At 37.1% G+C, this 17,048-nt stretch carries 11 protein-coding genes; 3 read left to right on the forward strand and 8 right to left on the reverse strand.

The window, feature by feature from the left end; translation table 11 throughout:
• Nucleotides 1-16: 16 nt before the first annotated feature.
• The gene (locus DK861_RS09375) at nt 17-559 is read left to right on the forward strand and encodes a YfaZ family outer membrane protein (RefSeq protein ID WP_006533280.1); all 543 of its coding nucleotides are present in this window, start codon (nt 17-19) and stop codon (nt 557-559) included.
• A gap of 90 nt (nt 560-649) precedes the next feature.
• Here DK861_RS09375 and tyrP read toward each other — a convergent pair whose 3' ends face one another.
• From tyrP to ubiG, 6 genes are all read right to left on the reverse strand, one after another.
• Entirely contained in the window at nt 650-1,801 is a 1,152-nt protein-coding gene (gene tyrP, locus DK861_RS09380) for a tyrosine transporter TyrP (protein WP_237584707.1), read from the reverse strand.
• Nucleotides 1,802-2,042: 241 nt separating this feature from the next.
• On the reverse strand, nt 2,043-2,276 hold the full coding sequence (locus DK861_RS09385) for a YgdI/YgdR family lipoprotein (protein WP_109399907.1): 234 nt from the start codon (nt 2,274-2,276) through the stop codon (nt 2,043-2,045).
• A gap of 90 nt (nt 2,277-2,366) precedes the next feature.
• A complete protein-coding gene (yfaE, locus tag DK861_RS09390) occupies nt 2,367-2,645 on the reverse strand; it encodes a class I ribonucleotide reductase maintenance protein YfaE (RefSeq protein WP_072063161.1) in 279 nt (92 codons plus the stop codon).
• 25 nt (nt 2,646-2,670) lie between these two features.
• Nucleotides 2,671-3,801 (reverse strand): class Ia ribonucleoside-diphosphate reductase subunit beta, encoded by a 1,131-nt coding sequence (gene nrdB, locus DK861_RS09395; protein WP_109395799.1) that lies wholly within the window; start codon nt 3,799-3,801, stop codon nt 2,671-2,673.
• 11 nt (nt 3,802-3,812) lie between these two features.
• Complete coding sequence (gene nrdA, locus DK861_RS09400; protein ID WP_006533275.1) at nt 3,813-6,104, reverse strand: class 1a ribonucleoside-diphosphate reductase subunit alpha; 2,292 nt, start codon at nt 6,102-6,104, stop codon at nt 3,813-3,815.
• Between the two features lie 349 nt (nt 6,105-6,453).
• Nucleotides 6,454-7,191 (reverse strand): bifunctional 2-polyprenyl-6-hydroxyphenol methylase/3-demethylubiquinol 3-O-methyltransferase UbiG, encoded by a 738-nt coding sequence (gene ubiG / locus DK861_RS09410; RefSeq protein WP_109399909.1) that lies wholly within the window; start codon nt 7,189-7,191, stop codon nt 6,454-6,456.
• Nucleotides 7,192-7,363: 172 nt separating this feature from the next.
• On the opposite strand from ubiG, the gene gyrA reads away from it, so the two are divergent.
• On the forward strand, nt 7,364-9,991 hold the full coding sequence (gene gyrA / locus DK861_RS09415) for a DNA topoisomerase (ATP-hydrolyzing) subunit A (RefSeq protein ID WP_072063156.1): 2,628 nt from the start codon (nt 7,364-7,366) through the stop codon (nt 9,989-9,991).
• Nucleotides 9,992-10,183: 192 nt separating this feature from the next.
• On the forward strand, nt 10,184-13,018 hold the full coding sequence (rcsC, locus tag DK861_RS09420; protein WP_109399910.1) for a two-component system sensor histidine kinase RcsC: 2,835 nt from the start codon (nt 10,184-10,186) through the stop codon (nt 13,016-13,018).
• Nucleotides 13,019-13,411: 393 nt separating this feature from the next.
• On the opposite strand, the gene rcsB is transcribed toward rcsC, so the two are convergent.
• Both rcsB and rcsD read right to left on the reverse strand, forming a co-directional pair.
• On the reverse strand, nt 13,412-14,068 hold the full coding sequence (rcsB, locus tag DK861_RS09425) for a response regulator transcription factor RcsB (protein ID WP_006533269.1): 657 nt from the start codon (nt 14,066-14,068) through the stop codon (nt 13,412-13,414).
• A 2-nt stretch (nt 14,069-14,070) separates the two neighbouring features.
• A complete protein-coding gene (gene rcsD / locus DK861_RS09430; protein ID WP_109399911.1) occupies nt 14,071-16,779 on the reverse strand; it encodes a phosphotransferase RcsD in 2,709 nt (902 codons plus the stop codon).
• Between the last annotated feature and the right edge of the window lie 269 nt (nt 16,780-17,048).

Genomic DNA, 17,048 nt, shown 5'->3' on the forward strand with positions numbered 1-17,048 from the left:
TGCTGGAGTAATAACAATGAAAAAATATTTATTGGTCGGTGCGATAAGTGCGTTGTTTGTGGCTGGAAATGCCAATGCAGTATCAATGAATATTCAAGCAGGGAAACATTATACTGATGTTCGCGCTGGTTTAGGTGATCCTAATGCGGGCCTTTCTTTTAATGGAAACTGGGCGCGTAGTGATCATGATGGTCAATTAGGTAGCTTAGGTGCGAAGTTTGCTTTGCCTTTAGGGCCATTTTCAGCAAGTGTTGGTGGTAAAGCGCTCTATTTATCACCCAAAAATGGTGATGATGGTGCTGCTTTAGCGGGGGGCGTTGGACTTAACTGGAATGTTCTACCTTCTTTAAGCTTATATGGAGAAGCTTATGCATCTCCTGAAGGATTAACCTCCGGTAGCAAATCTTATTATGAAGCTGATGTGGGTGCACAATTAACGGTATTTAAACCACTGCATGTTAATGCTGGTTATCGTGTGATTGAAATCGAAAACTCACATAATAGAAGCAATAATAAATTAGCTGATGGTTTCTATGTGGGTGCAGGCTTAAGTTTCTAATCCAGACGCTAGATCTGAATCAAAAAAAGCAGGTGTCTAAATTAACACCTGCTTTTTATTGTCTATAAGACAGCTATATCGGAAAGGATGTTAGCCAACTTGAGGTAATACATCAAAAGTGATAGCAACTTGAATACCAATAACTACCAGTCCACAAATAAATACAATACCTAGTGCACCGTTTCCACCTTTAACTTTGTATTTATCTACACTATTTTTTTCTTGTCTAACTCTCCATACTAATAAAGCTGGTAGAAGTAACGCTAAGATCGACAGTGCAATAGCGGCATAGGCTAATGCTTGAACAAAGTTAGGGAAATAGAGTGCACAGACTAAAGGTGGAACAAAGGTTAATAAGCTGGATTGTACACGTCCCGTCGCACGATTACTGCGTTTAAATAAATCCGCAAGATAATCAAATAGACCTAATGCAACACCAAGGAATGAGGTAGCCAAAGCTAATGCAGCAAATAGGTTAACAGCAATATTTACGCGAGGAGTAGCAACAACATCGCGTATAGCGGTAAGTAGGCCATTTAAACCTGATTGTTGCGCCATAATTCCCATAAAGGTATTTGTTGGGATGGCGCCTAATGTGGCCATTTGCCATAAAATATAAGCAATAAGTGGAATAGCACTACCAGTAATAAAGATAATACGTAGCTTTTTAATATCGCCATTCATGTAGCTGACGATACTTGGCACACTGCCGTGAAAACCAAATGAGGTAAAAATAACAGGAATAGCAGAAAGAACAAGCCCATACGCCACAGGCATTGAGGTTAAGTTTACTGACTCAACGTGAGGTAACATCACAATCAGCATAAATATGAGGAAGAAAACTTTTGCGGTAAACAATAGACGGTTAATTATATCAACCGATGTTGTACCAATTCCGACTACAGCTCCGCCAATCACTGTAAAGATAATAATACCTTGTGTGACAGAGAGTTTATGACCAATCCAAGAGGATAGGGTAGATGAAAGCAATTCACCCGCACCACTAATATAAGCAGTGGTTAACGCATACATTAATAACAATAGTGCAAGCCCAGTGATGACTTGACCACCTATACCGAGATAGCGTTTTGCGATAGAGCCAAGGCCAGTATGAGGGTCGTTGTATTGATAAACTTCCACCAGAAGTAATGCGGTATAACTCATCAATAACCATAAACCAACAAGCAATAGCATCATCGTGCTAAAGCCAATACCCACAGCAGCCAGTGGCATTGCCAGCATACCTGCCCCAATTGTTGTTCCTGCAACAATAAAAACACTGCCTATAGTGCGATTCTTCACAAGATCCTCTATTCACTAGACTATTTATTTACTTAAAAATGCAGAGTATAAGAATGGTAAATTTCTGTCAAATTTTAATTACGTTTAGTGTAATGATTGGTTTACAAAAAAGATATTGTGAATAAAAAAACGCCAATCATAAAAATGAATTGGCGCTTTAAGAGAAAAGTTTATAAGCGCATTAATCGTCAAGTTCTACCATTCGTCTTATTTGATCTCGATTAATTTGTTTGAGCTGCCCAGTTTCTGCATCTTTGTAGGTAATTAATCCCGTTGTTTCATCTTCTTGGGGTTTATCTGTCGTTAAAATTGTTTCCCCATTTACGGTTTCAATTTTTTGTGGACTGGAACAGCCAGCAACGAGCAAGATTGATGTAGAAATAGCAATGACTGAGAAAATAGACTTTAATTTCATAATGCTTTTCCTTTTTTTACTGTGTTAACTTAACCTTAGTCAAAGTTGAACAAGAATGTTAGAAAAAAGCTTAAATTAAGATAATTCAAATTATTCTGAGTAGATTTCTATTTCAATATCACTGATGGGATGGCAGCTACAAGGTAAGATTTCATCAGGCTGGATAAATGCTAAAGGCTCGTTGCTATAACAGACTTTGCCTTTCACTAAACGTAGACGACAAGAGCCACAATAGCCTTCACGACATTGATATTCGACTTCAACTTTCCCATGTTCTAATGCATCAAGCAAAGAAGGATGGGTGTCAGTATGAAATTCTAAAGGTTTTGAAAGACCCTGCTGATGCAGGGTCACTTTATGAGATGCCATAACGTATCGGTGTTATTTCTCAGTATTACAGTTCAAAGTTACTTAAGTCATCAGTATCAACTTGTGAATCAATTTGACCCACAAGGTAAGAACTGACTTCAACTTCTTGAGGCGCAACTTGAACGTTGTCAGACACTAACCATGCATTGATCCATGGAATAGGGTTAGAGCGTGCTTTAAATGGTAATTTAAGACCCACTGCTTGCATGCGAATATTAGTAATATATTCAACATATTGACAAAGGATATCTTTATTTAAACCAATCATTGAGCCTTCAGAGAATAGGTATTCAGCCCACTCTTTTTCTTGCTCAGCAGCTTCAACGAACAGGTCATAACACTCTTGCTCACATTCCTCTGCAATCTCTGCCATTTCAGGATCATCTTGACCCGAACGCAGTAAATTCAGCATGTGCTGTGTACCTGTTAAGTGTAGCGCTTCGTCACGAGCGATGAGTCTAATAATTTTTGCGTTACCTTCCATCAGTTCACGCTCAGCAAAGGCAAATGAACAGGCAAAGCTAACGTAGAAACGAATTGCTTCGAGTGCGTTAACGCTCATTAAGCACAAATAAAGCTGTTTCTTTAATTTGCGTAACGTGACATGAACCGTTTTGCCTTTAACCTGATGGTCGCCTTCGCCATACATGTGATAAAGGTTGGTCAGATTGATTAACTCATCATAATAAGAAGAAATATCACGCGCGCGTTTTAAAATTTCTTCATTTTCAACGATATCATCAAACACAACTGACGGATCGTTAACAATATTACGAATAATATGAGTATAAGAGCGTGAGTGAATGGTTTCAGAAAATGACCATGTTTCAACCCATGTCTCTAACTCAGGGATTGAGATTAAAGGTAAGAATGCCACATTAGGGCTTCTTCCTTGAATTGAATCCAACAGAGTTTGATATTTTAAATTACTAATAAAAATATGTTTTTCATGATCAGGTAACGCATTGTAGTCAATACGATCACGAGAAACGTCCACTTCTTCTGGACGCCAGAAGAAAGAGAGCTGTTTTTCAATTAGCTTTTCAAAAATAGGGTATTTTTGCTGATCATAACGCGCTACGTTAACAGGTTGCCCAAAAAACATGGGCTCCTGAAGTTGATCATTTTTAACTTGTGAAAAAGTAGTATAAGACATAGCTTCCTCAATTAAATTTTACACGCGCCGCCTTCACAATCTGAATCTTCTGTCTCAACGACTTCTTCCAGATCACCCTGTACATCGTCTGCACCGTCACGGGTATTGTGATAATAAAGTGTTTTTACACCATATTTGTAAGCGAGCAGCAAATCTTTCAGCAGTTGGTTCATTGGAACTTTACCGCTAGGGAAACGAGTAGGATCGTAGTTAGTGTTCGCTGAAATCGCTTGGTCAACGAATTTTTGCATAATACCCACTAACTGCAAATAACCTTCAATACTTGGCATTTGCCACAGTAATTCATAAGCGCCTTTCAAACGCTCATACTCAGGAACCACTTGACGTAAAATACCGTCTTTAGAGGCTTTAATACTGATATAACCACGAGGTGGCTCGATACCATTGGTCGCATTCGAAATCTGTGAAGAGGTTTCTGATGGCATCAGTGCAGACAGAGTTGAGTTACGTAAACCGTGCTCTTTAATGTCTTTGCGTAAGCCTTCCCAGTCGTAATGCAGAGGTTCTTTTGTCAGAACATCTAATGATTTTTTATAGGTATCAATAGGTAAAATACCTTCAGCGTAAGTGGTTTCATTAAACCATGGGCATGCGCCTTGTTCTTTCGCTAATTCATTCGATGCTTTTAATAAATAGTATTGAATTGCTTCAAATGCACGATGGGTTAAGTTATTTGCACTACCATCAGAGTAGCGAACACCGTGTTTTGCTAAATAATAAGCAAAGTTAATAACACCAATCCCTAAGGTACGACGACCCATTGCACCTTGTTTTGCCGCTAAGATTGGATAATCTTGGTAGTCTAATAGTGCATCCAGTGAACGAACGGCTAAACGAGCCAGTTCTTCTAAATCATCAAGATTTTCAATTGCGCCTAAGTTAAATGCAGATAATGTACACAGTGCAATTTCACCATTAGGATCTTTAATATCATTTAATGGCTTAGTGGGTAGTGCAATTTCTAAGCATAAGTTTGATTGGCGAATTGGTGCAACAGCCGGATCAAATGGGCTATGTGTATTACAGTGGTCAACATTCTGAATGTAAATACGGCCAGTTGAGGCACGTTCTTGCATCATTAATGAGAATAACTCAACCGCTTTAACTTGTTTTTGGCGGATGCTCTTATCTTTCTCATATTGCACATATAGACGTTCAAATTCATCTTGATCAGCAAAGAATGCATCATATAAACCTGGAACATCAGAAGGGCTGAATAAAGTAATATCCTGACCTTTGATTAAACGTTCATACATTAATTTATTTAACTGAACGCCGTAATCTAAATGACGAACACGGTTATCTTCAACACCACGATTATTTTTCAGTACCAGCAGACTTTCAACTTCTAAATGCCATAATGGATAGAATAAGGTTGCTGCACCACCACGAACACCACCTTGTGAGCAAGATTTTACCGCAGTCTGGAAGTGTTTATAAAACGGAATACAACCAGTGTGGAATGCTTCACCATTACGAATAGCACTACCTAATGCACGAATACGACCAGCATTAATACCAATCCCCGCACGTTGAGAAACATATTTTACAATGGCACTTGATGTCGCATTGATAGAATCAAGGCTATCGTCACACTCAATTAAAACACAAGAGCTAAATTGACGAGTTGGGGTTCTTACTCCAGCCATGATTGGTGTTGGTAATGAGATTTTAAAGGTTGAAATCGCATTATAGAAACGTTCGATATAGTCCATACGTGTTGCTTGTGGATAACGAGAGAACAAGCAAGCCGCGACTAAAACATATAAGAACTGTGCACTTTCGTAAATTTCACCTGTAATACGGTTTTGAACGAAGTATTTGCCTTCTAACTGTTTAACCGCCGCGTAGGAGAAATTCATATCACGTTGATGAACAATAAAGTTATCCATCTGTTCGAACTCTTCTTGTGTGTAATCTTCAAGAAGATGACGATCGTATTTGCCTAAATCGACTAATTTTTTAACGTGATCATACAGTTTGGGTGGCTCAAATTGGCCATACGCTTTTTTACGTAAATTAAATACGGCAAGACGGGCAGCGAGATACTGATAATCAGGTGTATCACCAGAGATTAAGTCTGCAGCAGCTTTTACCAGCGTTTCATGGATATCAGCAGTTTTGATACCATCATAAAACTGAATCTGAGAACGTAATTCAACTTGAGATACTGAGACATTTTCTAGACCTTCAGCGGCCCAGGCGATAACACGGTGAATTTTGTCTAAGTCAATGCGTTCTTTATGACCATCACGTTTTGTGACAAGCAGGCTATGATTCATGAGCGATGCACCTTATCTTGCATGAGTGTTACCTGAAATTTTATACCGCAAAAAAACGCTCCCGATGACAAACTATGTCAAGGAGTCTTGTGGTGTGAAATTTAAGGAAACACAATATATAGGGGTTGGTTCAAATGGTGATAACAAGATAAAGGTAATTGAGAGATTGATCAAGTGTACAAATCGGATTGTTTCTGTGGATAAATAGGGGATAAATTTTTTAACAACTGCCCGTACCCTGCATAAATACAGGCAGTAAGAAACACAAATTCAAGTGGCAACGATGTAAAGTCAATTTTAAAAAATGTGATCGTTTGATGTTTTATTAGACCAAATCAAACTTTCGGTTTCATGAATTCGAGTTATGTGTCGATTGTGTGTGCACCATATAATTCACATCGACATTTGGCGCTAATCTGAATTTGTCAGTGATCGGGTTATAATGTAAACCAATCATATTTTTGCAACGTAAATCGGTTTCATCGACCCAACTAAGTAATTCTGACGGGCGAATAAACTTATTAGCATCATGTGTGCCCTTAGGTACCATATTCAGAATATACTCTGCACCTACCACCAGCATTAGCCACGCTTTCTTATTACGATTGATGGTTGAAAAGAAAACATGCCCGCCAGGTTTTACCAGTTTTGCACAGGCTCTAACAACAGAAGATGGGTCTGGAACGTGCTCTAACATCTCCATACAGGTGACAACATCGTAATTTTGTGGGTTTTCATTTGCATGGTTTTCAACGGTATCTTGAATATAAGTCACAGGAATACCTGACTCTAGTGAGTGCAAGCGTGCAACTTGTAATGGCTCTGTGCCCATATCAAGGCCAGTCACTTCGGCACCGACACACGCCATACTTTCAGATAAGATACCGCCACCACAGCCAACATCGAGGACTTTTTTTCCAAATAAGCCGTCAGCGCGTTCTTGGATATAGTTAAGTCTTAGTGGGTTGATGCGGTGTAATGGCTTAAATTCACCTTCAAGATCCCACCAGCGTGATGCAACGCTTTCAAACTTGTCGATTTCATGCTGATCCACGTTAGCATGTAAAGAGGTTGTTTTATCATTCATCAGAAAGTATTACTCCTATTTTCATATTGTCATGATTCTACCAACGTTAGACGGTGAAATCGAAGAGAATAGCGAAAGGATCATTAATTTAGTTGTTTCCTTTTTCCAAAAATTGGCGATTTGTGGTATAGTTCTAAACCTTTGAATCCGTAGTATGAGGGACAGTGGCTCCATGAGCGACATTGCCAGAGAAATCACACCAGTTAATATCGAAGAAGAGCTGAAAAGCTCATATTTGGATTATGCGATGTCTGTTATTGTAGGACGCGCATTACCCGATGTTCGAGACGGACTGAAGCCAGTACACCGCCGAGTTCTTTTCGCGATGAATGTACTAGGAAACGATTGGAATAAACCTTATAAAAAATCAGCCCGTGTTGTTGGGGATGTTATCGGTAAATATCACCCGCACGGTGACAGTGCTGTTTATGAAACGATTGTTCGTTTAGCACAGCCTTTTTCTATGCGTTACATGTTGGTTGACGGGCAGGGTAACTTCGGGTCAGTTGATGGTGACTCGGCGGCTGCAATGCGTTATACCGAAGTTCGTATGGCGAAAATCGCCCATGAACTGCTGGCGGATTTGGAAAAAGAAACGGTTGATTTTGTTCCTAACTATGATGGAACAGAACATATTCCGGCAGTAATGCCAACCCGTATTCCAAACTTGTTAGTCAATGGTTCTTCAGGGATTGCGGTAGGGATGGCAACAAACATTCCTCCACATAACCTAGGCGAAGTTATCGATGGTTGCCTTGCTTACGTTGATAACGAAGACATCACGATTGAAGAGTTGATGGAACATATTACGGGGCCTGATTTCCCGACTGCCGCTATTATTAATGGTCGCAGAGGAATTTTAGATGCATACCGTACTGGTCGCGGAAAAATTTATATCCGCGCTCAGGCTGATATCGAAACTGATGAGAAAACAGGTCGCGAAACTATTATCGTGACAGAAATTCCTTATCAGGTGAATAAAGCTCGCTTAATTGAAAAAATTGCAGAGCTTGTTAAAGATAAACGTATTGAAGGTATTAGCGGATTACGTGACGAGTCTGATAAAGATGGTATGCGTATTGTCGTTGAAATCAAACGTGATGCTGTGGGTGAAGTGGTATTAAATCACTTATTCTCACAAACACAAATGCAGGTTTCTTTTGGTATTAATATGGTTGCGCTTCACCAAGGTCAACCTAAATTATTAAATTTAAAAGAAATTATCTCTGCCTTTATTCGTCACCGTCGTGAAGTTGTTACTCGTCGTACTATTTATGAATTACGTAAAGCGCGTGACCGTGCTCATATCTTAGAAGCACTGGCTGTTGCCTTGGCGAACATTGATCCTGTTATTGAAATGATCCGTCAAGCACCAAATCCAGCAGAAGCAAAAGCGGCATTAATTGCACAGCCTTGGGATTTAGGTAGTGTTTCTACTATGTTAGAGCGTGCTGGTGACAGCAACGTTGCTCGTCCTGAATGGTTAGAACCACAATATGGTGTGCATGACGGTAAGTACTATCTAACAGAGCAACAAGCTCAAGCTATTTTGGATCTGCGTTTGCAGAAACTAACCGGCCTTGAACATGAAAAACTGTTAGATGAATATCGTGACTTATTGCTTCAAATTGCTGAATTACTGCATATCTTAAGAAGCCCTGAGCGTTTGATGGAAGTCATTCGAGAAGAGCTAAATGCGATTAAAGATCAATATAATGATCCACGTCGTACTGAGATCACTGAAAATACGGCTGATATTAATATTGAAGACTTGATCAATGAAGAAAATGTTGTTGTAACACTTTCTCATCAAGGTTACGTTAAATATCAACCACTTACTGATTATGAAGCACAGCGTCGTGGCGGTAAGGGTAAATCAGCAGCAAGAATTAAAGAAGAAGACTTTATCGATCGTCTATTAGTGGCTAACACCCATGATACGATTTTATGTTTCTCAAGCCGCGGTCGTCTCTACTGGATGAAAGTTTACCAGTTACCAGAAGCAAGTCGCGGTGCTCGTGGTCGCCCAATTATCAATTTGTTACCTCTTGAGCAAAATGAACGTATTACTGCTATTTTGCCTGTAAGAGAGTATGAAGAAGGCAAGTTTGTCTTTATGGCGACGGCAAGCGGAACCGTGAAGAAAACACCTTTGCAAGATTTCAGCCGTCCTCGTAGTGCCGGTATCATTGCTGTTAATTTAAATGAAGGTGATGAGTTAATCGGTGTTGATTTAACCGATAGCACTAATGAAGTTATGCTGTTCTCTGCTGATGGTAAAGTGGTTCGCTTTGCAGAAGACTGTGTTCGCCCAATGGGTCGTACTGCGACAGGTGTTCGTGGTATGAAACTGAGTGATGACGACAAAGTAGTTTCTCTAATCATTCCTCGTGGTGACGGTGATATTTTAACTGTCACTGAAAATGGTTATGGTAAACGAACAGCACAAAGCGAGTACCCAACGAAGAATCGTGCTACACAAGGCGTTATCTCTATTAAAGTGAGTGAGCGTAACGGTAAAGTTGTTGGTGCGATTCAAGTTGAAGAAACTGACCAAATCATGATGATCACCAATGCGGGTACATTAGTTCGTACACGTGTTTCTGAAGTCAGCATTGTTGGACGTAATACACAAGGTGTTACCTTAATTCGTACAACAGAAGGTGAATTAGTTGTTGGTTTGCAACGTGTCGAAGATGAAGATGATGCATTAGATGACGATGAAGTTAATGAAGTTATTGACGAAGAGTTATCAGAAGCACCTGATTCAGATTTAGCAGATGATGCGAACGAAGAATAATATTTATCATTATTGTGATGTATAAATCAAAGAAAGCAGGCATAATTGCCTGCTTTTTTTATGTGGTAGGATCAGTTTATCATCAGAAAAAATTATCCTGATGATAAAGATCATATCATTCAGACATACAGTAACTTCTGCTAGAATAGAATAAGTTTCTTGAGCGGTAGGAATATTGATTAGGGTGGTTGTTTGAGATATCTCTCGTCCTTTAAAACATCGTTAAAAATTTCCCGCTACCTTTTTCGCATATTAGGTATCATGTTGTGGGCAATGGGTGCATTGCTAACGATGTTTTACCTTATCAATATTTTCAATGATACTAAATCTGATATTCGGCAAGAGTATAGTAATAACTACACTAATCTTCTTAGTTTCTTTAGGCAAACCTCCAGCACTATCCGTGATTTACAATACCTTGCTGAACGCCACCAAGAACAAATTAACTTAAACCCGAATATGAAAAATTCATTATTTTATGAAGGGCCATTTTCACTTCATAAGCTTAATGAAACCGCAGATTGTGAATTATTTAAAGGGCAAACAAATAACTATTTCCGCTCATTTAATAGTATCTTATATTATTGGAAAGATAATACTCCAGCCTTACAAGGGATAAACCAAGTCTTTATGGTTGGTTCCCATAGCATGTGTATGATTAACTTTCCTTTGCGCGCATCCCCTGTCGATACTGAAATGTTGAAAAAATTGGTTTACGAAAATACACGTAACTACATTAATCAACGTGCACAAGGTAAAGAAGTTAACCAATATTGGATTGTGCCAGATGCAAAAGGGGATAGTGGCATTTTATATGTTATGTCTCCAGTTTATGCTTCAGGTAAATTTATTGGTCTGATTGGTATTGAAAGAGCTATTCGTCTTGAATATTTCTCACCTACCAAAGATAGAGTGATTTCAATTCATCTTCTTAATAACAGAAATACTACAGTTTTAAGCTATCCTGCAGAAAATACTTATCATTTAGTTAAACAAGTTCCTGATGTCAGCGCACCTTATTTTGGCTTTGATGAAGACTTTAGCGATTTGGTTGCTAAGCGTAAATTATTGCCCTCGTCTTTTAGTGTGGTGTATTCATTACCACTCAAGCAAATTTTAAATGAATTTAAATTCACGATTTTCAATGCGCTGATCTTAAATATTATTTCAGCCATTATGATTTTTATCTTTGTATGGATCTTTGAGAGAAAAATATTCTCCCCAGCAGAAAATAATGCTTCTCGCCTAGAAGAGCACGAGCAATTTAACCATAAGATTGTGGCATCAGCACCAGTTGGGATCAGTATTCTCAGAATACGTGATGGCATGATTATTTTAAGTAACGAGCTAGCACATAACTATTTCCGTTTACTTAGCCATAGTGATAAACAAAATATCCTCTCTATTATTGCCGAGAAAAGTAGCAACATGGTTGATGTCGTGACCAACAATCGTAATCATCTGCAAATAAGCTTTGTTAACTCACGTTATCAAAATGAAGATGTGGCTATTTGTGTTTTAGTGGATATCAGCTCACGGGTTAAAATGGAGCGTTCACTACAAAATATGGCAACAGCAGCGGAGCAAGCTAACCAAGCTAAATCGATGTTCTTGGCAACAGTCAGCCATGAATTACGAACGCCACTTTATGGCATTATTGGTAATTTAGAGCTATTGCAATCTCTTACACAAAGTGATGATACCGCTCGATTGCTAAAAACGATGGATAACTCTTCATCATTATTACTAAAAATTATTAGTGATATCCTCGATTTTTCGAAAATTGAATCTAAACAGTTAAAAATTGATATTAAGCCATTTAATTGTCGCCAAGTGTTATCTTTTGTTATCTCAAACTATTTACCTTTGATTGCGAAAAAAGGCTTGGCTATTTACTGTTTTATCGAACCTGATGTACCTAAAATTGTAAATAGTGATCCTGTGCGTGTACAACAAGTTATCTCTAATCTGTTGAATAACAGTATTAAATTTACTACGACCGGGTGTATTACCTTACATCTTTATAAAGATGATTATTATCTCTATTTTGATATTCATGATACAGGACGAGGGATCAGTGACAAAGCATTGCATGAGCTTTTTGAACCATTCTTTCAAGTGTCACAGAATACAGAAAGCGCATCAGAGGGAACAGGGTTAGGTTTAGCTATTTGTGAAAAGTTGATCAACTTGATGGATGGCGATATTAGCGTTGTTTCCCAAGAAAATATTGGTAGTCGCTTTACGATCCGTATACCTCTTTATGGTGCCTTAGATGGAATAGATCCTAATTCTAAACAGAATATTTATAAAGAAAGTCATGTTCGTTGCTTTATTGATATTAAAAATCTTTATTTAGAAGGATTTATTGGTAGATACCTTCGTTACTTTGGTTTGAGTTGTGAATTGTTTACCGAAGAAGAGGTGATATCTTCAACCGATTTTATTATTACAGATTACGATGCACCAAGAAAAGATAACTGCCAGTTGATTAGGATCAATGAGCATTACTTTGAACCATTGAAAAAAATAGCTGAAAACGTATGGGTATGCAGTACTTATAAGCTAAACGATTTAACAAAAATAATACTGCAATTGCCACAAAGTAAAGTTGAAGCAAATTGTGTGGAGATCGTGAAGCAAGATACGGATTGTCGCTTACAAACCTTAACTATCCTTATTGTCGACGATCATCCAATAAATCGTTTATTGTTGACCGATCAATTGAAAAAAATTGGCTTTAATACAGCAACAGCAGAAGATGGCTGTGATGCATTAACATATTTAACTAAAAATCATGTTGATATCGTTCTGACGGATGTCAATATGCCAAATATGAATGGTTATCAGTTGGCAACACATATAAGAGAAATGGGTAGTAATATGCCTGTGATAGGGGTGACGGCGAATGCAATAGCAGAAGAAAAGCAACGCTGTATTGATGCAGGAATGAATGATTGTGTATCTAAACCTGTTTCGCTCTCTATTTTAAGAGAAGTATTGGTGAAATATATTTCTAAAGAATAATTCTAAATAGAGAACGATAAAATAAGTAAACAGACAAAGACTAATTTATTAGTCTTTGTCTGTTTTTAAACCTCATAAGGCAAAAATAACGTAATTACAAAGCATTTTGATAGATAAAATGAAACAAAAAGCAGAAATAATACTAGTTGATTAAAAGGAGAGTGAGAGCGTTTCTGCAACAGTCTATAAGCTTAAACCTAGTAACGGTATGAAAAAATATAAGTTATGCTATGCAGCTTATAAGGTGCTTCAATGGAAAGTATTTGCAAGGAAAGAGAAATAAGTGCAAAGAGAATGAGTGATAAAGAGTAAAAAAACAAAAAAACAGAGAAGCTCCCGCAACGGGTTGAGCTTCCTGATTTTATCGACTCGGTTAAGGCAATTACGGTGAAATTAATCTGGGCCGTTAATTTCCTTATCAATAGTCACTGATGACAAGTAATTAAGCAATGCGATATCGTTATCGACACCTAATTTCATCATAGCTGATTTTTTCTGACTACTAATCGTTTTAATACTGCGATTGAGTTTTTTGGCGATTTCGGTCACAAGGAAGCCTTCAGCAAATAATCTTAGTACTTCACTTTCTTTGGGTGATAAACGTTTATCGCCATAACCATTAGCATTTACTTTTTCAAGTAGCTTCGCAACGCTTTCAGGCATAAATTTCTTGCCTTTTTGTAGTGCAGCCAATGCTTTTGGCAGGTCAGTTGGCGCTCCTTGCTTAAGCACAATACCTTCAATTTCAAGATCAAGGACTGCGCTCAAAATAGCAGGGTTGTTATTCATTGTTAGTACAATAATCGACAAATTGGGATAATGTCTTTTAATGTACTTAATGAGTGTAATACCATCACCATACTTATCGCCAGGCATAGATAAGTCAGTAATTAAAGCATCAACATTTAACTTAGGTAAGTTATTGATAAGTGAAGTTGAATCTTCAAACTCACCTACAACATTGACCCATTCAATTTGTTCTAAAGATTTACGAATACCGAATAAAACGATTGGGTGATCATCGGCAATAATAATATTAAGGTTATTCATGTTTAATTGTTACCTTGCTGCAGCAACTGTTGAATCCATTTATCCAGTTGAGTGATACGTTCTTTGATCTCTAATTCATTATGATTTTTTATGTCATGCTCTAAATATTCACAGCTTTCTCTGAGATATTCTAAATCTAACATGGCAAAAACACCTTTTAGACGATGAGTTGTCTGGGCTAGAGAATGAAAGTCTTTATTTGTTGCTTCTAAGTGTAGTTTTTCAACATCAATAGGAACAGTACTGATAAATAGTTCCTTATAATCACTACCATTCAACTTCTTCCTGTAATTATTAAGAATTACTTCGTATTTATCAAGGTTATTATTTTCATCCCAAATACTCTCTTTAGTTGTATCTAGGGAAATTGACTCATTTTCTTCAATTAAATAAGTAATAGCCTCAATTAAAGGGTCACCGAAGTTATAGTTACACTTTATTAAATCTTTTGATATTTTTTCGAAACCAACAACAGAGCTTATTAATAATATTGTTGGAGATTCAGGATTATCATTCGGTGTATCCCTAAGTATGATATCGTATTCAGGATAAAGATTCTCTCTATTTTTATCAAAGTATGTAGCACCATATTTATCAAGCTGTTGGCGAATGATTTTTTCTATTTCAGGGTTTTTTATGGCGAGTTTTGCGTTTATTCCTTCTAATAATACGTTAAAAGTCCGTTCTTCTGTATCTATATGCTGGTATGGGAGTGCAATTCGGAAATGAGAACCAATACTTTCTTGGCTCTTAATAGTTAATTCTCCCTGTATCTTATTACACAGCAAATGGCATAAATAAAAAATGATACCTGAATTAGAATAATATTTGTCTCCCATAGCTTGGCCTAAGAATGGGTATTTTATATTAGCAATGTCTTGAGGTGTAAGCCCACTTCCACTGTCAATAATATCAATCACTATCTTTTCTTCATCTTCATCTTTAACTAAATTTAGATTAACGGTTATCTTTCCATAATTAGTCGTACTAATGGCATAATTAATCAATGATAAAATAATCTTACTTAATGCGGGACCATCGTTAATTAAAAGTAACCCAGGCTTTATATTATTGTGGAAATAAAGTGTTAAGCCTTTTCTTATCATAAAAGGTGATGCTGTTGTCAGAATAGATTCAACTAATGTTGATAGTTCAAATTCATCCTTATGTATTTTCCATTCTTGATTTTCTAACTTATTAATTAATGTAATGTTTTCTATCCATTCAGAAATGTAATTTGTTTTCTCTAATAATAAACTAAGCAATTGTTGATGAGTATCTTCGGGTAATAAATCTTTGAATTGATAAACCATCTCATTTATATCTTTAATGGGGCGCATTAATTCTAATGACATATTAGATAAAATCTTGCGTCGAGCGATGGTATTTTTCTCATATTCTTGCTGTGCAAGTTGTAATTTTTTGTTGATAAGAGCTTCGTTATCTTTATTCAGAAATATGAATAATGATGTATTGTCAATATTGTTATTATTACTTGTTCTTATTTCATAAATTTCGTTGTTGATGGCTGTTTGGATTAAACCATTGTGCTCAACTGCCATTTGGCGGATCTTAGATAAATCGATATGAGGTAATAATTTTTCTGCATAACTGTTACTAATAATCTTATGATTAGAGGAAAAATTATAGACTAATAATCCTATCGGGAGATTTGAAATGATGTCGTTAGTCATCTCTTCTTTGATCCGTAGATTACGTGTCATAGAGATATAAGGGTAAACGTACTTATTACGGATATAGATATGGCCAAAAACGGAAATAGAAACAAATACCATTAAGCTGATTAATAACCAAATATTTTTGTAGACAATTTCTTTGATCATCGACTTCATTGGGTATTCATAAGAGAGTGAATAGGGGATACCAATAATTGGTTGAGAAAAAATCAGTGATGAGCCGTCGGTTGATATTTCAATGTCATTCTTGTCATAGACAGTTTGCTGACCTGTTGGCAGTAATCTTAAGTAGTGTGGAGATAACTCTGAAGGTAAGAAATTATTGATAGGCAAATCAAACGCCACTACGCTGGTTAACTGACCCGGCACATTAAACATAATACGATAAGTATAGTAATAAATGTTTTCTGTAGACATTTTCCTAATAGGTGAAAGACTCTCTTTTTCATCTAATGCTGTTGATTGCATCAATAACTCAGACCGTTTATTTTCAGCCGTTAATGTTAAATAGCTTTCTTTGTAACGGATCTCTGGCTTAAGCACAGAATGGGTCGTAATTAAGATAAGATCATTTCCTTTACCATTTAAATAATAAAGTGAACTGTAATCATTACGTACACCCCAAAGAATTTCGAGTGAATTTGCGAATCGTTGTGCCAACTGAAAGGTTTGCTCATTGGGTTTACCAAATATAATAGAATCTACGGTTTGGTCTCGACCTTCAAGCCAAAATACATCAGAACGTAATTTTATTGGATTAAGTCGCAATATAGGGAATATTGAGGTATCAGCTATTTTATTTGATAACTGGAAAAGCTGATTAGAGTGATAGCGATAATCTTCAACCTGCCGCGCGAATTTTTGAGTCGTATTGTTTATCGCGTTTTTTTTGCTATCTAGCCAAGTGTTGAAATAGCTGTAAGCGTATAAAAAAAGCGATATGACCATAAAAAGAAGAAACAGGGCATATAGACGAGTTAGTGTATTTGGCTTGAGTTGGTTCAATGTACGCATTCAGTTTGCGAGCCCTTAAGAGACAATGTAATTTAAAAATAGAATAAACAGTCATCATTATTCGGCCATTATATTAACAGGTTATCACTTTAAAAGGGATATTCGGATGAACTTTGAGCAAACAAACTAAAAAATTCAATTTTTTTACAATCGGAGCTAGACAGCGGGGTCAGAGATAGGCATAATTTCGCGCTATGGAAGGATGGCCGAGTGGCTGAAGGCAGCGGTCTTGAAAACCGCCGATGGGAAACCATCCTAGAGTTCGAATC

Source organism: Proteus sp. TJ1640 (genome assembly GCF_003144445.1).
Lineage (GTDB): Bacteria > Pseudomonadota > Gammaproteobacteria > Enterobacterales > Enterobacteriaceae > Proteus > Proteus penneri.